The sequence below is a fragment of the Pseudomonas sp. MWU16-30323 genome (genome assembly GCF_020515595.1).
GTDB lineage: Bacteria > Pseudomonadota > Gammaproteobacteria > Pseudomonadales > Pseudomonadaceae > Aquipseudomonas > Aquipseudomonas yamanorum.
Genome location: NZ_JAIWYM010000019.1, coordinates 12,013 through 26,223, shown reverse-complemented (window position 1 = coordinate 26,223; position 14,211 = coordinate 12,013). Strand labels below are relative to the sequence as shown.

The window sequence follows — 14,211 nt, the reverse complement described above, 5'->3', positions numbered from 1 at the left end:
GAGTGGTGGTGTTCAACTACCCTCAGTAGGATAGGCCACCGCAAAGGGCCGCTCGTCGATTGGTTGACGACCCTTATTTGCATCGTCGCCCTAAGGAAACATGAATGGACCGCGTGCGAAATTTACTGGAACAGATCCAGAAACGCCTCGATGAACTGAACAAGGCTGAACGTAAAGTTGCCGAGGTCATCCTGCTCAACCCGCAGCAGGCGACCCGCTTCTCTATCGCCGCCCTCGCCCAGGCCGCTTCGGTCAGCGAACCGACGGTGAACCGCTTCTGCCGCTCGTTCGGCGTGAGTGGTTACCCTGAACTTAAATTGCAGCTGGCGCAAAGCCTGGCCAGTGGCGCGGCGTATGTCAGCCGCGCGGTGGAGGCCGATGATAACCCGGAGGCCTACACCCAGAAGATCTTCGGCAGTGCCATCGCGTCCCTCGACAGCGCCTGCCAGGCCCTGGACCCGAACCTGATCAGCAAGGCCGTCGACCTGCTGATCCAGGCCCGGCAGATCCACTTCTTTGGCCTGGGGGCTTCGGCGCCGGTGGCCATGGATGCCCTGCACAAGTTCTTCCGTTTCAACCTGTCGGTCACGGCCCATGCCGATGTGCTGATGCAGCGGATGATCGCCTCGGTGGCCCACACCGGGGAGTTGTTCGTGATCATTTCCTACACCGGGCGTACCCGTGAACTGGTGGAAGTGGCGCGTATTGCGCGGGAGAACGGCGCCTCGGTACTGGGGGTGACCGCCGAGAACTCGCCGCTGGCCAAGGTCAGCACGGTGAGCCTGAACATTCCGTTGCCGGAAGACACCGACATCTACATGCCAATGACCTCGCGGATCATTCAGTTGACGGTACTGGACGTGCTGGCGACGGGCATGACCTTGCGTCGCGGGGTGGATTTCCAACCGCACTTGCGCAAGATCAAGGAGAGCTTGAACGACAGCCGGTATCCGGTTGGGGATGAGTTTAACTAAGCTCGAATTTCTGCCTGCAGTACCGCCGCCATCGCGGGCAAGCCCGCTCCCACATTTGGAATGCATTCCCCTGTGGGAGCCGGGCTTGCCCGCGATGAGGCCATCAGCAACACCACTAAACCCCAGCCCTGGCCTGCAAACTCAAATGCGCCCTCTCCCCCGGCGCCAGGCTCGCGGCAGCCATCGCCGACTCCACACACACAAACCCCGAAGCCTCGTTGAAGCTCACCCCCAGCAACGGCCGGCTGCCCGGATGCCACACCACCGTGTCGGCACTCTCGCCGGTATCGATGCACAGCTCGCGCTGCCAGGCATGGTCCTTGAGGTGCAGTTCGCCGTCGTGCTGGAACACCCGCTGACACCCACCATCCACCCGCAACTCACCTTCCTGCTGGCACGCCTGGCGATTGAGCTGGTCGTAGCCCTGCGCGCCATCCAGCCCAGACAGCGCTACCTCACCCACGTTGCCAATCCGCCAATAGGCGTGCAACGCATGGCTCAGTTGGCACGGCAGCTCATCCTGGTGCTCGGTGGCCAGGCGCAGTTCCAGGGTTTCCCCCAGGTGCGCGTGCAGGTCCACCTGCCAATCGCATAACTGCAATTGCCAGTGCAACCGCACGCCGTCGTCGTCGGTGCTGCTGTCCAGCAGTTTCCAGTCGATCAGCCGCGCCCAACCATGGGATGGCCAGGCGTTTTCGCTGGGATGGCGGCCATACCATGGCCAACACACCGGCACGCCGCCACGGATGGCGCCGACCTGCGGCCACTTGGCCGCGCACCACAGCCAGGGTTTCTGGCCCGTGGGCTGAAAGTGCAGCAATTGCGCGCCCTGGCGACTGAACACCGCCTGGCAGAGCGGGTGATCGATCACCAGCACATCGCGCATCTGGAAGCGCTCCCAGGCGAATACCGGCCGCTCGCGCAGGGATTTGAAAAAGCGTTGCAGCGGATGCTCATGCATGTGCCACGGTCCTGGATATCCTTGCAGGAGCTGGCTTGCCTGCGATGGCACCGCCTCGGTGTGGCAGATACACCGCGGGGCTCGCATCGCAGGCAAGCCAGCTCCCACACAAAAAAAAGCGGATAGCCATGGCTACCCGCAAAATGCGCACAGAGAGAAGGAGCTTATCGCAACAACGTTAGAACGTAGACTGAATTTTCAGGCCCGCTACCACCGCGTTGTCGACTTGTTTCACACCACCTGGGTTGGCGATGTATTGCAGGTTGGGACGCACGGTCAGCCAGTTGGTGACGTGGATGCCGTAGTTCAGTTCAACGTTGTACTCGGTGTTACGCAGCGGTGCGTAACCCGCTTCGCTGTAGTCGGTGAAACCGTTGGCTTCGTTGTACAGCTCAGCGTTTTTCTTCACGTCGCTGTTGGCGTGGATACGGGACACACCGATACCTACGTCATCTTTGGTACGCGCGTCGAATGGGCCCTTGTACACCAGCATCACCGACTGGTAGTTGTCGACCAGGTTGGTATCTTTGTCGTGGAAGGTGGCGTTGGCTGCGATGTTCAAGCCGCGGGAAGCGTCGCCATTGTGGGTAGTGAGTTGCTGTTGCACGACGCCCCAATAGCCGCTTTTGCTGCTGCGCACACGGTAGGCGGCCCCAGTGGTGGCTGCATCGTTGCCATTGACATCTTTAAGTACGTCGTTGGCGTCCGCGGCGCTCTTGTAGTAACCCACACGGTATTCACCCGGCAGGCCATTGACCTTAGGCGACCAAACCAATTCCACCGGAATCACGGTGCCCTTGGTGCCGCTGCCGCTGAGCTTGAAGCCGTTGCCGTGCTCCAGTTGCGACGGGTTCTGGTTGTATGCACCGATTTGCGCATACAGCTCAGGCGTGATGTTGTACTTCACCCGAATCGCGGCTTGGGCGACTGGCCAGTTGTACCAGGTGTTTACATAGTTACCGACCTGGGAGCCGCAGAACGACAGGTTCTGGAAGTCGCACGGGAAGGTGTTGAAGTCTTCGCCTTCACCGAAGTAACCGAGCTTCACGTCCAGCTTGTTGTCGAACATCTGGTGCTGAACCCAGAACTGGGTCAGACGCACCATGTGGCCTCGGCCGTCGACTTCTTGAGACGAACTCAAGGTGCCGGCACGCGGGTCACCGATACGGTCGTTGGAGATGTTTGCGCCGTTACGATTGGTCAACTGGATCTTGGCCTGGGTGTTATCCCAGCCCCACAGCTTTTGCAGGTCCAGTGCCACGCCCAAACCGAACTGGTCAGCGTAACGGGCAGTCTTGTCGTTGTTGTAGCCGCCGCCGAGGTTGGCACCGACTTCACCGACGTAATCCGCCTTGATGTCGATACCTTGCTCGATCAGTTTGGTACGTTCACCGCCCCAATCACCGGTCATCCACTTGGAGTCGGCGCTGAACGCGTCGTCCGCCATCGCATTGGCGGACAGTACCAGGGCTGCTGCTGCTGACAGTTGGCAGAACAGCCGGGTGTTGTTGTGGTGCTTTTTCATCCCTACATCCTCGTCTTTATTGTTATTAACTGTTTTTATCTAACGCGGTTTACTTCTTTGTGAGAGCAGGACTCTCACAAAAGCCCCTACACATCATTTGAAACTTCAGCGTCCCTTGAATTGAGCGACGTTGTCCGCACGGTCCTGTGCCGGCAACGAAGCGGCAGTGCCCAGGCGCTCGCCGGTCTTGGCGTCGAACAGCAACACCTTGGCCGGGTCGAACTGCAAGGTCAGGGTCTCGCCCACTTGCGGCGCCACATCGGGCGCCAGGCGGCAGCAGACCTTGGTGTCATTGATTTGCACGAACACCAGGGTGTCCGGACCGGTCGGCTCGGTGACTTGCACCTCGGCCCGAATGGTCGGCGCGCCGGTGGCTTCAGCGGCGGCCAGTACGATCTGCTCCGGGCGCAGGCCCAGGATCACTTCGCGGTCTTCAAGGCCGGCATCGTTCATGTTCAACGGCAACTCACAGCGGGCCTGGCCGCTGTCCAGCAGCGCCACCAGGCGGCCGTCCTTGCGTTGCAGGCGCAGTGGAATGAAGTTCATCGGCGGCGAACCGATGAAGCTCGCCACGAACAGGTTCGCCGGGTCGTTGTAGATCTCTTTCGGCGTGCCGAACTGCTGGATGATGCCGTCCTTCATCACCGCCACTTTGTCGCCCAGGGTCATCGCTTCGATCTGATCGTGGGTGACGTAGACGGTGGTGGTTTTCAGACGCTGGTGCATCAGCTTCATTTCGGTACGCATCTCGACCCGCAGCTTGGCGTCGAGGTTGGACAGTGGTTCGTCGAACAGGTAGATCTTCGGACGACGCGCCAGTGCACGGCCCATGGCCACACGCTGTTGCTGGCCGCCGGAGAGCTGGCCCGGCTTGCGATTGAGCAGGTGCTCGATCTGCAGCAGCTTGGCCACTCGCGCCACTTCTTCGTCGATCGCCGCCTGGGGCATCTTGCGAATCTTCAGGCCGAATTCGATGTTCTCGCGCACGCTCATGGTCGGGTACAGCGCGTAGGACTGGAACACCATGGCGATGTCACGATCCTTGGGGCTCATGCCGCTGACGTCCTGGTCGCCGATCATGATCGCGCCGCCGGTGATGTTTTCCAGGCCGGCGATGCAATTCATCAGGGTCGACTTACCGCAACCCGAAGGGCCGACCAGGATCAGGAACTCACCCTCCTTGATCGACAGTTCGATGTTCTTCAGGGTGTCCGGCAGGCCGGTACCGTAGGTCTTGTTTACGTTACGAAGTTCAAGCGTTGCCATGATTACCCCTTGACCGCGCCGGCCGTCAGGCCGCGCACGAAATACTTGCCTGCGACCACATAGACCAGCAGGGTCGGCAGCCCGGCGATCATCGCCGCCGCCATATCAACGTTATATTCCTTGACCCCGGTGCTGGTGTTGACCAGGTTGTTCAGCGCCACCGTGATGGGCTGCGAATCACCGCTGGAGAACACCACGCCGAACAGGAAGTCGTTCCAGATCTGCGTGAACTGCCAGATCAGGCACACCATGATGATGGGTGTCGACATCGGCAGGATGATCAGGCGGAAGATCGTGAAGAACCCCGCACCATCCAGGCGTGCCGCTTTCACCAGTGCATCGGGAATGCTGACGTAGTAGTTACGGAAGAACAGTGTAGTAAAGGCCAGCCCGTAGACGATGTGCACGAACACCAGGCCGGTGGTGGTACTGGCCAGGCCCATCTTGCCGAGGGTGAACGAGGCTGGCAGCAGCACGGTCTGGAACGGCAGGAAGCAGCCGAACAGCAACAGGCCGAAGAACAACTGTGAACCGCGGAAACGCCACATCGACAGCACGTAGCCGTTCAACGCACCGATGCCGGTAGAGATCAGTACCGCCGGAACGGTGATCTTGATCGAGTTCCAGAAGTAGCCGTCAACCGTGGCCCAGGCTTTCACCCAGCCAATGCCGGTGATCACGGTGGGCCAGCTCAGCAGGTTGCCGGTGCTGATGTCTTCCGGGGTCTTGAAGCTGGTCAGCAACATGACCACCAACGGCACCAGGTAAAGCAGGACAGCGAGGATCAGCACCGCGTAGATCGCGACGCGGCTCAGGCTGATGGCAGGTTTGCCGGCGAGACTAGTCATTACGCTTGGTCCTTAGCTCGGAGTACAGGTAAGGCACGATGATTGCGAGAATCGCACCGAGCATCAGAATCGCACTGGCCGAACCCATGCCCATCTGGCCACGGCTGAAGGTGAAGGAGTACATGAACATCGCCGGCAGGTCGGAGGAGTAACCCGGACCACCCGCCGTCATTGCCGCCACCAGGTCGAAACTCTTGATCGCGATGTGCGCCAGGATCATTACCGCACTGAAGAACACTGGACGCAGGCTTGGCAGCACCACTTTCCAGTAGATGCGCGGCATGCTCGCGCCGTCGATCTGTGCGGCACGGATGATCGATTGATCAACACCGCGCAGGCCGGCGAGGAACATCGCCATGATGAAGCCCGAGGCTTGCCATACAGCGGCGATCACCAGGCAATACACCACACGGTCCGGGTCGATCAGCCAGTCGAGGCGGAAGCCTTCCCAGCCCCAGTCACGCAGCAATTTGTCCAGGCCCATGCCCGGGTTGAGCAGCCATTTCCAGGCCGTACCGGTGACGATCATCGAGAGCGCCATCGGGTACAGGTAAATGGTGCGGATAAAACCTTCGCGACGGATTTTCTGGTCGAGGAAAATCGCCAGGGTCACGCCGATCACCAGGGTGATGCCGATGAACATGCCACCGAACACCGCGAGGTTCTTGCTCGCCACCCACCAGCGGTCGTTGTCGAACAAGCGCGCGTATTGAGCCAGGCCTACGAACTTGTAGGTCGGCAGGAAAGTCGAGTTAGTGAACGACAGCACAAACGTCCACAGGATGTAGCCATAGAAGCCCACCAGAACGATGAACATGCTCGGCGCCAGCACCAGTTTGGGTAGCCAGCGCTGCAGTGCATCGAACGGCGAGGCTTTGCTGAACACAGCAACAGAACTCATGGGAAAATCCAGTACAGGGAAAAAGGACTACAGGAACAGGCCTTGTGGGGGTTAGGGGTCCCCCCACAAGGCCATTCGGTACTAACCGTTACTTGGCCGACTTGATCGCTGCCGCGAGTTTCTTCGCGGTATCGGCAGGGTCAGCTTTCGGGTCGTTGATGTAGTTGGTCACGACATCAAAGAACGCGCCTTGCACCGCCAGCGTGGTTGCCATGTTGTGGGCCATGCTTGGTTGCAGGCCGCCAGTCTTGGCATCCGCCAGGAAGTCCTTGGCAGCAGTCTGGGCGCAGGAGTCAAAGCCGTATTTGCCCATGTCTTGCAACATGTCGATACGAACCGGGATCGAGCCCTTGTTGATGCTGAAGACTTTCTGGAAGTTTTCGCTCAGCACGACCTTGGCGATGTCCTGCTGACCGGCAGCAGTGCCTTTGTCTTTCTGCTTGAAGGCTGCGAGGGAGTCGATGTTGTAGGTGAAGGCCTTGTCGGTGCCCGGGAAGGCTACGCACTCGTAGTCTTTGCCAGCGACTTTCTTGGCGGCGGTCCATTCACTCTTGGCCCAGTCACCCATGATCTGCATGCCGGCCTTGCCGTTGATGACTTTGGCCGCTTCGAGGTTCCAGTCCTGGCCCTTGCCGTCGGCGTCCATGTAGGTCGCGACTTTCTTCAGCTCGGTCAGGGACTTGATCATTTCAGGGCCGGTCAGGGCTTTTTCGTCGAGGTCCACCAGGGCTTTCTTGTAACCGTCAGCCCCCATGACCGAGAGCACGACCGCTTCGAATACGGTGCTGTCCTGCCAAGGCTGGCCACCGTGGGCGAGCGGAATGAAGCCCGCAGCCTTGAGCTTGTCGCCCGCTGCGTAGAATTCTTCGAGGGTGGTCGGGTTCTTGGTGATACCGGCTTTCTTGAAGACTTCCGGGTTGATCCACAGCCAGTTGACGCGGTGAATGTTCACCGGCACGGCCACGTAGTTACCTTCGTACTTCACGGTATCGGAGACTTTCTTGTCCAGCAGGCTGTCCCACTTCTCTTCTTTGGCGGGTTCCTTCAGGACGTCGGTGTCGAGCAGCCCGGTGGACGCCCATTCCTGGATGTCGGGGCCTTTGATTTGAGCCATGCCAGGCGGGTTGCCAGCAACGGCGCGGCTTTTCAGTACGGTCATGGCAGTCGAACCGCCACCGCCGGCGACGGCACCGTCTTTCCAGGTGAAACCGTCTTTTTCAACTTGAGCCTTCAGGACATCTACTGCCGCTTTCTCGCCACCCGAGGTCCACCAATGCACAACTTCAACCGTCCCTTTCGAGTCGGCGGCAAAAGCACTGAGGGGAAACAACGAGGCAACGGAAATAGCAACGGCGAGGCGACTGATCGCTTTCATCTGAGTACCTTTTTTCTTGTTGTTATGCATGCAAGTCGGTGCTTGCGCTGCAAACGAGTTTAAACAGGGATTTTTCAGGTGCAGGTAACAAAGGGACGCCAAAATGTCACCACTTGGTGACATAACGCCCGGCGGCCACGGCACTGGCCATGCTCGGTGACAAGGGTAGACCCGGCAGCAAGACAGACTGCCAGGCGTGGTAGAGGTCCGGCTTGCCACCCCAGATCTTGCTGCTGGGCTGGTTTTTCGGGCTCAGTTCGTGGTGCCAGCTGCCGAGGGTTCGGTCAATGAAATGGCTTTCACAGAACTCCCAGAAGCGCCGGTACCAGATTTCGTAATGCAGCTCACCCGTGCGTTTGAGCAGCGCCTGGGCAGCGGCGCTGGCTTCGCAGTGGGTCCAGTGCAGGCGCTCGCGCACCACGGGCCGCTGGCCCCAGTCCAAGGTATAGACAATGCCGGGGGCGCCGTCGACGGCCCAGGCATATTCGCAGGCGCTGGCGAACAGGCCCTTGGCATCGGTGACCAGCCACTCAGGGGTGGCGAGCCCGGCATCCAGGCGCGCGGCCTCCAGGTGCAACACCAGCCGCGCCCATTCGAAGCCGTGGCCGGGGGTGATGCCGTAGGGGCGAAAACCATCGGCCGGGTTGTCTTCGTTGTAACCGCGCAGGGGTTGCCAGTGGCTGTCGAAATGCTCGATCACCATGTCCCGGTTTTCCGCCGCATGGGTATGAATAATCCGTTCGACGATGCGCAGCGCACGGTCCAGCCAACGGGTTTCACCGGTGACATCGGCCAGGGCCAGGAACGCTTCGGTGGCGTGCATGTTGCTGTTGGCGCCGCGATAGGCTTCTACCCCACTCCAGTCCTGGGCAAAGGACTCGAGCATCGCGCCCTCCTCTTCGCTCCAGAAGTACTGGTCGATGATGTGGGTCGCGTCGTTGAGCAAGGTTTGTGCGCCGGGCGCGCCGGCCACTACCGCCGAGCTGGCGGCCAGGGCCACAAAGGCGTGCAGGTACGCGGCCTTGCCGGTGTTGCCATCGCTGGCATTCGGCGTGGCGAACCAACCACCATACCGGGCATCGCGCAGCGGGCCGCTGAGGGCCGCAACGCCGTGTTCCACCAGGTCGGCATAACCGGGCAGGCCCAGGCTATGGGCCATGGCGAAACTGTGGGTCATGCGGGCGGTGTTCATGGTTTCGGCGACGGCATCGGGCGGCAAAACACCGTGATCGTCGAGATTGCCGAAGCCTTCAGGCAGCTTGGAAGCCTTGGCGAATGACAGCAGGCGCTGGCCTTCAGTGGCGAGCCAGGCGTGATGGGCAGGAGCGTTCAGCCAACTACTGGCAGGCAGTGGTTGCGTGGTCATGATTAGCCCTTTTTATTATGTGCGGGATGACGGGAGTCTAAACAAGGACGGGGCGAGGGCAAGTAACGAAGGAGGCAGGAAATGTCACCGAACGGTGACATTGATTGTGCTAGGGCCTGTAGGCGTCATGTGCATGACGCCTACAGCTTCTCAACATCATTGCTGCCCGAGAGGGGTGGCCCGTGCCGGCTGGTTGATCTGCTGCTGCAGGTTCTGCACCTGGCTTTGCAAGGTGGTGACGTTACGCGTGGTCTGGATGCGGAACACGTCGAACTCCTTGGTGGACGGACCGTCGGAGGCCGCCGCGCGGCTGTCCAGTTCGCTCTTGAGGACCACCAGGTCCTGCTCCAGGCGGGCGATGGCGGCCGTGGGGTTGCCTTGCTTTTTCAGGGCCGCGACGTCGGCGGAGAGGTCCTTGAACTCGGCGTCCCGGGACTTGAGGGTTGCCACCGCTTCCGTCAACGCCTGGACCTGGCCTTGCAGTTGCGCGTTGGCACTGGACAGTTGGGCGGTGCTGGCAGTCATTTGCTCCAGGCGCTTGTCCAGGTCAGTGGCCTGGCCGGCCACGCCCAACTGCTGCCTGCCCTGCTCCAGCAATTGGGTTTCCAGTTGCTTGATCTGCAGCTTCAGGGCTTCGCTACCGTTGTTCACGTTGGCTTCGCTGGCCACCACCTTGCCGGAAATATCCTGCAGGCGCCCCGCCGCTTCCTCGCTGATGCGCGCGAAGCTTTCCTGGGTGGCCACCAGTTGCTGGCCCATCAGGGAAATCTGCTGGAAGCTCCACCAGGCAAGGCCGGCAAAGGCAAACAGCAACGCACCGACCAGTGCCCACAACGGCCCGGTGCTGGCGCTCTTGACCTTGACGACAGGCGCTGGCCGGGAGCGCACGGACGTGGCTGGCGTAGGCTCGAAATCATCGTCGTCCGAGGTGTCCGCCCGCAGGCTGGGAACGTTGTCAAAGTCGTCGTTAGCATCGTTACGCATGAATCAACCTTAAATCCTTTGAGGTGGCATATGGATAGCCAAGCGCCGGAGTATAAACCTCCGGCAGCCGCACTGATCGACCCGGGTTCGCCCATTGGGTTCCCGGTGTGTTGCCGCTTATTTAAGCCCTGCGTCCTGCGCCTTCCACCAACTGCAGAACTCGTCGAGGGCCGCCCACAGGCTGACCTTGGGCTGGTAGTCGAGATAATGCCGTGCCCGGGTGATGTCGAGGGTGAAATCTTTGTTCATGACCTGCATGCCCAGCCGTGACAACGACGGTTCCGGACGCCCCGGCCACATGGCACAGAAGGCTTCGTTGAGCGCCGCGACACTGTAAGACAAGCCATAGGACCGGTAACGGGTGACCTGGGGCATGTCCATTTGACGCATCACATAGTTCACCACATCCCACACCGGCACCGGGGCGCCGTTGCTGATGTTGTAGGCTTTGCCCAACGCCGAACCCGTCGCGAGCAAGCCGCTGAGCAGGGCTTCATTGAGGTTGTGCACGCTGGTGAAATCCACCTTGTTCAGGCCATCGCCGACAATCGCCAGGCGGTTCTTGCGCTGCATCTTCAACAGGCGCGGGAAGATGCTCATGTCGCCGGCCCCCGTGACAAAACGCGGGCGCAGGGCCAGCACTTCGAGGCCGAATTCCTGGGCGCCGAAGACCTTTTGCTCCGCCAGGTACTTGGTGGCCGCATACGGGTGCTTGAAACGCTTGGGCACTTGTTCTTCGGTCAACCCCAGGTGGTCGCGGCCATCGAAATAGATCGACGGCGACGACAGGTGCACCAGGCGCCCCACCCGCTGCTTGAGGCAGGCCTCCACCACGTTTTCGGTAACCAGCACATTGCCCTGGTGGAAATCCTGATAGCGCCCCCACAGCCCCACGGCCCCGGCGCAATGCACCACGGCCTCGACATCGCGGCACAGCTCGCGCACCAGGTCCGGATCATTCAAATCACCCTGGATAAACTCGGCGCCGCGCCGTACCAGGTGCTCCACACCTTCGGCCCGCCGCCCGTTGACCCGCACGTCCAGGCCCTGCTCCAGGGCGAAACGCGCAAAACGCCCGCCAATGAAGCCGCTTGCGCCGGTGACCAGAATTTTCATGACTTACTCCGCATTCTTTCGTTTTTCATCGCTGTTGCCTTGACGCTGGTCATCACGCCAACGGCACCAACCATTGCCCCGTTGTGTGTGCCAGATGATCCGTCAGCAGACCCAACAATTGTCCACCACTGCGCCAATGATGCCAGTACAGCGGCACATCGATCGGCTTATCTGGCAATAACTCCACCAGCACACCTCTTTCCAGTTGGTCGCGCACCTGCAATTCGGGCACCAGGCCCCAGCCCAATCCGGCTTCCGTCAGGCGGATAAAACCTTCGGACGACGGGCATAAATGGTGTTCGAACCCCCCGTCGACACCCAGGGACGCCAGGTAGCGATGCTGCAGGAAATCATCCGGGCCGAACACCAGCGCCGGGGTGCGGGCCAGTTGATCGGCGCGTACGCCATCGGGAAAGTGCCGTGCGACAAACGCCGGGCTGGCCAGCGCCCGATAACGCATGGCGCCGAGCAACAGGCTGCGGGCCCCGGCCACCGGGCGTTCGCTGGCGCAGATACAGGCCGCCACTTCGCCGGCACGCATGCGTTTGAGGCCGACGGTCTGGTCTTCCACGACCAAATCCAGCAGCAGGTGTTGCTCGGCGCAGAAGTCGCTCACGGCCTCGGCCCACCAGGTGGCGAGGCTGTCGGCATTCAAGGCGATGCGCAGGCGCTCGGGCATGCCCTCTTCATCCAGCGCAGGCACCTGGCTTTGCAGGTCGCGCTCCAGTAGCCGCACCTGTTGCACATGGTTGAGCAAACGGCGGCCGATTTCGGTGGGCGTCGGCGGCGTGGCGCGCACCAGCACCGGCTGGCCGACCCGCGCTTCCAGCAATTTGATGCGCTGGGAGATCGCCGACTGGGAGATTCCCAGCACTTGGGCGCCCCGTTCAAAGCCGGCCTGTTCCACCACCGCTGCCAGGGCGGAAAGCAATTTATAGTCGAACATCAGTTTTCCTAATGAGCGATCAGCAATATTGGTTTTTCTTATACAGCCTTGGACAGGAGAATAGCCAGCATCGCTTCTTCTTATTCAAGGACCTTCCACATGGCTGGCGAAACCGCCCTGGCAACCCTGCTGCGCAGCATGAGCCCACAGCTCAATGACGGTGACTACGTGTTCTGCACCCTGGCCGACGGCCGCATCCCCGAGGGTTGCGACGTGATTGGCAGCTTCCGCGAGCAGGAAGGCCTGACGCTGATCGTCGAGCGCCAGCAGGCCGAACGGGCCGGGCTGGCCTTCGACTACGTAGCAGCGTGGATCACCCTGAACGTGCATTCGGCCCTGGAAGCCGTGGGCCTGACCGCCGCGTTTGCCACGGCCCTGGGCAACGCCGGCATCAGTTGCAACGTGATTGCCGGCTACTACCACGATCACTTGTTCGTTGGCCGCGCCGATGCCGAGCGCGCGATGAAGGTGTTGCGGCAATTGGCGGCGGGCGCGGAGTAAATCCTATGTGGCAAAGCTATACGAACGGCCTGTTGGTGGCCTTTGGTTTGATCATGGCGATCGGCACCCAGAACGCGTTTGTGCTGGCGCAGAGCCTGCGCCGTGAACATCACCTGCCGGTGGCAGCGCTGTGCGTGGTGTGCGACGCGATCCTGGTGGCCGCCGGTGTGTTCGGCCTGGCGACCGTACTGGCGCATAACCCGATATTGCTGGCGATTGCCCGTTGGGGCGGTGCAGCGTTCCTGTTGTGGTACGGCACCCTCGCCCTGCGCCGGGCCTGCTCGAAGCAGAGCCTGGGCCAGGGTGAGAACCTCAAGGTGCGCTCGCTGAAGGCGGTGATGCTCAGCGCCCTGGCAGTGACCCTGCTCAACCCCCACGTGTATCTGGATACCGTGCTGTTGATCGGCTCCCTCGGTGCCCAGCAGACCGAACCCGGCGCCTACGTGGCCGGTGCCGCCAGCGCTTCATTCCTGTGGTTCATGACCCTGGCCCTGGGCGCCGCCTGGCTGGCACCGTGGCTGGCACGCCCCGCCACCTGGCGAATTCTGGACCTGCTGGTGGCGGCCATGATGTTCAGCGTGGCCTATCAATTAATCAGTGCCGCGTAGATATTCCAAAACGCTCTGGAACCTCTATCCCACACAGTTGTTGCGTGGTTTTGCCGCACCCCCGGTGCTATGATCCAGCCCCTGCGCCGCAAAGAGTACAAACTCCCCGGCGCTTGTTTGGCCGCCCGTGATCGGCCTTGCGCTCACCGCAACTGACCTGATTAGGAGAATCATCATGGCTTTCGAATTGCCGCCGCTGCCCTACGCACACGATGCCCTGCAGCCGCACATTTCCAAGGAAACCTTGGAGTATCACCACGACAAGCACCACAACACCTATGTCGTGAACCTGAATAACCTGGTGCCTGGCACCGAGTTCGAAGGCAAGACCCTGGAAGAAATCGTCAAGTCTTCTTCGGGCGGCATCTTCAACAACGCCGCTCAGGTCTGGAACCACACGTTCTACTGGAACTGCCTGGCGCCAAACGCCGGCGGCCAACCTACCGGCGCGCTGGCTGAAGCCATCAACGCTGCCTTCGGTTCGTTCGACAAGTTCAAGGAAGAGTTCACCAAGACTTCCGTCGGCACCTTCGGTTCCGGTTGGGGCTGGCTGGTGAAAAAGGCTGACGGTTCCCTGGCCCTGGCCAGCACCATCGGCGCCGGCAACCCGCTGACCAGCGGCGACACCCCGCTGCTGACTTGCGACGTCTGGGAACACGCTTACTACATCGACTACCGCAACGTGCGTCCAAAGTATGTGGAAGCGTTCTGGAACCTGGTCAACTGGAAGTTCGTGGCTGAGCAGTTCGAAGGCAAGACCTTCACCGCTTAAGTACTGCTTGCAGTAGAAAGAGCCCGGCGATTGCCGGGCTTTTTTGTGGGCATCACAATTTGTCATCC

General features: G+C 60.8%; 14 protein-coding genes. 4 read left to right on the top strand and 10 right to left on the bottom strand.

Annotated features, from left to right (window positions below):
* Positions 1-113 precede the first annotated feature (113 nt).
* Positions 114-974 carry a MurR/RpiR family transcriptional regulator gene (locus LIY45_RS20450; protein WP_172834605.1) on the top strand — a complete coding sequence of 287 codons (861 nt, stop codon included), beginning with the start codon at positions 114-116 and terminating at the stop codon, positions 972-974.
* Between the two features lie 115 nt (positions 975-1,089).
* On the opposite strand, the gene LIY45_RS20445 is transcribed toward LIY45_RS20450, so the two are convergent.
* From LIY45_RS20445 to LIY45_RS20400, 10 genes are all read right to left on the bottom strand, one after another.
* Positions 1,090-1,935 (bottom strand): D-hexose-6-phosphate mutarotase, encoded by an 846-nt coding sequence (locus tag LIY45_RS20445; protein WP_226477402.1) that lies wholly within the window; start codon positions 1,933-1,935, stop codon positions 1,090-1,092.
* A 178-nt stretch (positions 1,936-2,113) separates the two neighbouring features.
* Positions 2,114-3,460, bottom strand: coding sequence for a carbohydrate porin (locus LIY45_RS20440; RefSeq protein ID WP_017475739.1), 1,347 nt, complete (start codon positions 3,458-3,460; stop codon positions 2,114-2,116).
* Positions 3,461-3,565: 105 nt separating this feature from the next.
* Positions 3,566-4,726, bottom strand: a complete 1,161-nt coding sequence (gene ugpC, locus LIY45_RS20435; RefSeq protein WP_017475738.1) for a sn-glycerol-3-phosphate ABC transporter ATP-binding protein UgpC — start codon at positions 4,724-4,726, stop codon at positions 3,566-3,568.
* 2 nt (positions 4,727-4,728) lie between these two features.
* On the bottom strand, positions 4,729-5,574 hold the full coding sequence (locus LIY45_RS20430; RefSeq protein WP_017475737.1) for a carbohydrate ABC transporter permease: 846 nt from the start codon (positions 5,572-5,574) through the stop codon (positions 4,729-4,731).
* Positions 5,567-6,475, bottom strand: coding sequence for a sugar ABC transporter permease (locus tag LIY45_RS20425; RefSeq protein WP_010169866.1), 909 nt, complete (start codon positions 6,473-6,475; stop codon positions 5,567-5,569). The genes LIY45_RS20430 and LIY45_RS20425 overlap by 8 nt, the downstream gene beginning before the upstream one ends.
* Positions 6,476-6,563: 88 nt before the next feature.
* Positions 6,564-7,850 carry an ABC transporter substrate-binding protein gene (locus LIY45_RS20420; RefSeq protein ID WP_003213009.1) on the bottom strand — a complete coding sequence of 429 codons (1,287 nt, stop codon included), beginning with the start codon at positions 7,848-7,850 and terminating at the stop codon, positions 6,564-6,566.
* A 106-nt stretch (positions 7,851-7,956) separates the two neighbouring features.
* Positions 7,957-9,216 (bottom strand): AGE family epimerase/isomerase, encoded by a 1,260-nt coding sequence (locus tag LIY45_RS20415; protein ID WP_226477401.1) that lies wholly within the window; start codon positions 9,214-9,216, stop codon positions 7,957-7,959.
* A 156-nt stretch (positions 9,217-9,372) separates the two neighbouring features.
* Positions 9,373-10,200 (bottom strand): ATPase, encoded by an 828-nt coding sequence (locus LIY45_RS20410; RefSeq protein WP_226477400.1) that lies wholly within the window; start codon positions 10,198-10,200, stop codon positions 9,373-9,375.
* 117 nt (positions 10,201-10,317) lie between these two features.
* Positions 10,318-11,316 (bottom strand): NAD(P)-dependent oxidoreductase, encoded by a 999-nt coding sequence (locus tag LIY45_RS20405; RefSeq protein WP_063027697.1) that lies wholly within the window; start codon positions 11,314-11,316, stop codon positions 10,318-10,320.
* A 52-nt stretch (positions 11,317-11,368) separates the two neighbouring features.
* A complete protein-coding gene (locus LIY45_RS20400) occupies positions 11,369-12,262 on the bottom strand; it encodes a LysR family transcriptional regulator ArgP (protein WP_063027695.1) in 894 nt (297 codons plus the stop codon).
* A 99-nt stretch (positions 12,263-12,361) separates the two neighbouring features.
* Between LIY45_RS20400 and LIY45_RS20395 the strand changes: the two genes are divergently transcribed.
* From LIY45_RS20395 to LIY45_RS20385, 3 genes are all read left to right on the top strand, one after another.
* Positions 12,362-12,763, top strand: a complete 402-nt coding sequence (locus tag LIY45_RS20395; RefSeq protein ID WP_226477399.1) for an ACT domain-containing protein — start codon at positions 12,362-12,364, stop codon at positions 12,761-12,763.
* Positions 12,764-12,768: 5 nt separating this feature from the next.
* A complete protein-coding gene (locus LIY45_RS20390) occupies positions 12,769-13,371 on the top strand; it encodes a LysE/ArgO family amino acid transporter (protein WP_226477398.1) in 603 nt (200 codons plus the stop codon).
* A gap of 175 nt (positions 13,372-13,546) precedes the next feature.
* On the top strand, positions 13,547-14,143 hold the full coding sequence (locus LIY45_RS20385; RefSeq protein ID WP_003212997.1) for a Fe-Mn family superoxide dismutase: 597 nt from the start codon (positions 13,547-13,549) through the stop codon (positions 14,141-14,143).
* Positions 14,144-14,211 lie beyond the last annotated feature (68 nt).

What these genes read in the sequence shown, in the direction of transcription:
- LIY45_RS20390 (WP_226477398.1), top strand. Translation starts at nt 12,769, where the DNA reads ATGTGGCAAAGCTATACGAACGGCCTGTTGGTGGCCTTTGGTTTGATC.
- LIY45_RS20440 (WP_017475739.1), bottom strand. Translation starts at nt 3,460, where the DNA reads ATGAAAAAGCACCACAACAACACCCGGCTGTTCTGCCAACTGTCAGCA.
- LIY45_RS20420 (WP_003213009.1), bottom strand. Translation starts at nt 7,850, where the DNA reads ATGAAAGCGATCAGTCGCCTCGCCGTTGCTATTTCCGTTGCCTCGTTG.
- LIY45_RS20430 (WP_017475737.1), bottom strand. Translation starts at nt 5,574, where the DNA reads ATGACTAGTCTCGCCGGCAAACCTGCCATCAGCCTGAGCCGCGTCGCG.
- LIY45_RS20385 (WP_003212997.1), top strand. Translation starts at nt 13,547, where the DNA reads ATGGCTTTCGAATTGCCGCCGCTGCCCTACGCACACGATGCCCTGCAG.
- LIY45_RS20400 (WP_063027695.1), bottom strand. Translation starts at nt 12,262, where the DNA reads ATGTTCGACTATAAATTGCTTTCCGCCCTGGCAGCGGTGGTGGAACAG.
- LIY45_RS20410 (WP_226477400.1), bottom strand. Translation starts at nt 10,200, where the DNA reads ATGCGTAACGATGCTAACGACGACTTTGACAACGTTCCCAGCCTGCGG.
- LIY45_RS20445 (WP_226477402.1), bottom strand. Translation starts at nt 1,935, where the DNA reads ATGCATGAGCATCCGCTGCAACGCTTTTTCAAATCCCTGCGCGAGCGG.
- ugpC (WP_017475738.1), bottom strand. Translation starts at nt 4,726, where the DNA reads ATGGCAACGCTTGAACTTCGTAACGTAAACAAGACCTACGGTACCGGC.
- LIY45_RS20395 (WP_226477399.1), top strand. Translation starts at nt 12,362, where the DNA reads ATGGCTGGCGAAACCGCCCTGGCAACCCTGCTGCGCAGCATGAGCCCA.
- LIY45_RS20425 (WP_010169866.1), bottom strand. Translation starts at nt 6,475, where the DNA reads ATGAGTTCTGTTGCTGTGTTCAGCAAAGCCTCGCCGTTCGATGCACTG.
- LIY45_RS20405 (WP_063027697.1), bottom strand. Translation starts at nt 11,316, where the DNA reads ATGAAAATTCTGGTCACCGGCGCAAGCGGCTTCATTGGCGGGCGTTTT.
- LIY45_RS20415 (WP_226477401.1), bottom strand. Translation starts at nt 9,216, where the DNA reads ATGACCACGCAACCACTGCCTGCCAGTAGTTGGCTGAACGCTCCTGCC.